The sequence below is a fragment of the Luteimonas sp. A501 genome (assembly GCF_054052085.1).
In genome coordinates, this window is sequence record NZ_JBSVRI010000016.1 from 1 (window position 1) to 3375 (window position 3375).

The window sequence follows — 3375 nt, forward strand, 5'->3', positions numbered from 1 at the left end:
TACATCGAGATGTTCTACAACGCGGTTCGACGGCATGGTTCCGCTGGCGACGTCTCACCGGTAGAGTTTGAACGGCGCTACGCGCAGAGCGGCCAGTGAGTGTCTATGAAACTCTGGTCGGTCCACTGTTAGGTCTGCGCTTTACACAGACCTGAGCTTTGAAGCTGCAGCAATGTACACATGCAATGCGCGCTCACAGTCGCCAAGTGCGCGATGCTGATTCGACATGGATAGTTTGCCATCTCTGGCTAAGTCAACGAGGCGAAAGCTGTTGCGTCTTGGCCAAGCCTGTCTTGCCATTTTCAGAGCGCAGGAAGTCGGATTGCGAAATTCGATTCTGTGTTGAGCGGCCGCGTTATGTAGGAACGCGAGATCAAAATCTGTATTGAACGAAATGAGCCGGAGGTTGCCGACGAACTCTGCAAAGCCTCTCAGCGCTTCTTCAAGCGCGACACCATCTGATTTGAGCAATTCATCGGTGATGCCGGTCAACTCTACGATCTTCTTGGGGAGCTTGCGCTTGACTGTGATCAAACTTTGGTACGTGTCATGCCTGTCCGAATTACGATTGACGCGAATAGCTCCGATTTCAATGATCTGATGCTTGGACGCATCTAGCCCAGTTGTCTCTAAGTCAAAGACCACGAACTGCTCGGGCAAGTGGGAGATATTTATTGCAGGAGCGTCACCTATGCGAGATCGACTGTAGAGCCAATAACCTATGGCAGCGAGCACAATCAGGATTAGCAGAGTCGTCATGGCAGACCTAACACCAGAGTTAAGCCGAACCGCGTAGTGGAGGCAAAGGCGTGGCAAGCTTTTTCTGCCATGCCTTTGCTGTAACGAAGCGGTTTCGGCTTGAACGAATTGTTAGGCCTCACAGCCAGCGTGGGGCCTGCTCACACAGTGCAGCGTACTCATGCGGGAAGCCAGCGGACAAGTGACGCTCCTCCGGCTGAATCTGGAACCGTGAGATGTAGAGCATGAAGGCTGGGACGGCTACCAGAGCGGCTGCGTTCTGCAAGTGGAACGCCCAGCCCAGAAGAATCATAGCGTGGCCCAGGTACATCGGATTGCGGGTAAACCGATAGATGCCCGATGTGACCAGCTGCGTGGTTGAGCCTGGCCTGAGCGGATTGACCGTGGTGCCAGCGTGTTGAAAGGCCAGCTTGGGAAGGACGTTGAGCGCCAAGCCCGCCAATGCGGATGCGATAGCAGCGAAAGTGCGCAAGGGCAGCGCGAACGCGAGAGCAGGTAGAAGCTGGGAAGCACCAAATGCGGCGGCGCCAAGTAGCAACATGACGAGCGGCGGCGGTATTTTTGTCTCGAGCCATCGCATAGGTTGGAGTGAGGCCTAACGCCAGAGTTAAGCCGAGACGCGTAGTGGAGCGAAGCACATGGCAAGCTTTACCTGCCATGTGGTTTGCGTAACGAAGCGGCTTCGGCTTGAACGACTTGTTAGGCCGCCGCACGCCGAGCTTGCACCCGACCTTGCGACAGCCCAACCCCTGAGCCGAACAGTACAACAAGTCTGGCCGAGCGGCCTGAGGCTGGCATTTGGCGGGGCCAAAGCCAGAACACTCGACTCGCGCGGCCAAGAACTCTCACTGCGCCCTGTCCGAAGCCGACTCGGCCGGTCAAATCTTGCGGAGAGTCGCGCCTGTCCGAAGCCGATCTGCTGCAAGGCTGACTGCCGATGCCTGCACCGCGCGTGCGAGGTGCAAACGCGGCGGATAAGCGAGGCGCTACAGATTGCCTAGAACCCGGCAACAACAGTGCGGGAAACAAGGCCTAACGCCTGAGTTAAGCCGCGCTGCGTAGGGGCGTGAAGCACATGGCAAGCTGTACCTGCCATGTGGTTTGCGCCCCGAAGCGGCGTCGGCTTGAACGACTTGTTAGGCCGCTGCTGCCCGACACTTGCGCCAGCAGCAGCGTCCCAACCCCAGTTGGAACACTACAGTAGCTTGAAGTAGCCCGCAGACAGCACTATGGAATCGCTCACTTGAATTTGGTCATGTCCAGCAAGGCTGCGTAAACAATCTGGTCCGACATGTCTTGAATTGTGGCAGCGGAGAGGTGAGACAGATCAGTCATCTGACGATCTCGTAGGGCAGCATGGACGTAGCGATTCTCGCCACCATGTACCCAGATAGAGATTGCACCAATTACACGCGACCATTCCGCGTCGGTTCCTTCTACCGGCCTAAGGGTCAAGCCCTTTGCTTTCGGATACTCCGGCATCCCTGGCTCAGTGCGATACTCGACGCCTGCGCTCGCCAGCTCCGGCAGGAACGATCTTTCGCAATCTTGAAAAACCGAAAGATGCAACGAACTCTCCCAGTGCGGCCTAACGCCTGAATTAAGCCGCGCCGCGAAGCGGCGTCGGCTTGAATGAATTGTTAGGCGGCGACCTCATGACAATCTGTGCAGCCTATGCGCCTTTTTAGCGAAGTCTAGAGCCCATGGCGACTCCTCGCGAGTGTAGAGAAATCGCATAGTGTTGTGAGCCGAGCGACGATTAAGCTCTAGTACTGTCGAACGCTCGGTCGAGAAGTAATGCGGCCTGTTTGAGTTGGCTCGGCTTGCCCAGAAGCATATCTCTGAGCCTAGCGGCATGCTTAGCTCGGCTTGATCAGCACCAATACCTTCTGACTCAAAGAAGAACACTGGATTGTCACAAGTCATGAAGTGCTCCCCAGTAGTGACGAGAAAACACCAGTCCATGGACAAGAGACCCTGGATTGTTCTTGGAGTGGCTCCAGATTTCAGTGTGTGATGCCAGAAGTAGTCTGGCGGATTCTTCTTGTACGAAGAAATGATCTGATTCACTTCTTCTTTTCGTTTCTCTGCCTTCTCCGCGAGATCTGGCTCGGCATTCGCAAGTGCATCGAGTTTCTGTATGACTTGCACTCTGATGGTTTCGGCGAGCTGCGGGATATGGCCTGCTACCCGATTACGTCCAGCGGGGACACGCTTCCACATAGCGATGACGTAGTTTGCGAAAAGCTCGCGATCTCCGCTTCTTAGAGGAATCCGATTGCGAATCCGGTCAATCACGTCTTGAGCGGGCCCCTCCACAACATTCGCTAAGTGGCTTTCAAGCTGTTCCGTGTACATCTCAGTTTCGTTCGCTACGGACTTGACCTGGGTGGGAAATGATCGGCCCGCTGTCAGGTCATGCCCCCACAACTTCTTTCCGACTGCAAAGCCGAGCAAATAGTGCTGCGGCAGATAGTGATGTCCCATAGCCGCCTAACGCCAGAATTAAGCCGCGCCGCGAAGCGGTGTCGGCTTGAATGAATTGTTAGGCATTGCTGCCATAAGATAAGCAGTGAACGACGACGGGATACGTCTCATTGCCGGGCATCCGACCAC

The 3375-nt window shown here is 55.4% G+C and carries 4 protein-coding genes; all 4 read right to left on the reverse strand.

The features are described 5' to 3' along the window. Window positions 1-141: 141 nt before the first annotated feature. The 4 genes from ACW7G5_RS14590 to ACW7G5_RS14605 all read right to left on the reverse strand — a co-directional run bounded on the left by ACW7G5_RS14590 (window position 142) and on the right by ACW7G5_RS14605 (window position 3246). Complete coding sequence (locus tag ACW7G5_RS14590; protein WP_457005712.1) at window positions 142-660, reverse strand: 3'-5' exonuclease; 519 nt, start codon at window positions 658-660, stop codon at window positions 142-144. Window positions 661-877: 217 nt separating this feature from the next. Beyond that, window positions 878-1300 carry a methyltransferase family protein gene (locus ACW7G5_RS14595; protein ID WP_457005714.1) on the reverse strand — a complete coding sequence of 141 codons (423 nt, stop codon included), beginning with the start codon at window positions 1298-1300 and terminating at the stop codon, window positions 878-880. Between the two features lie 698 nt (window positions 1301-1998). Continuing rightward, window positions 1999-2328 (reverse strand): hypothetical protein, encoded by a 330-nt coding sequence (locus ACW7G5_RS14600; protein WP_457005715.1) that lies wholly within the window; start codon window positions 2326-2328, stop codon window positions 1999-2001. Between the two features lie 84 nt (window positions 2329-2412). Beyond that, window positions 2413-3246 carry a DUF4238 domain-containing protein gene (locus ACW7G5_RS14605; protein WP_457005717.1) on the reverse strand — a complete coding sequence of 278 codons (834 nt, stop codon included), beginning with the start codon at window positions 3244-3246 and terminating at the stop codon, window positions 2413-2415. Between the last annotated feature and the right edge of the window lie 129 nt (window positions 3247-3375).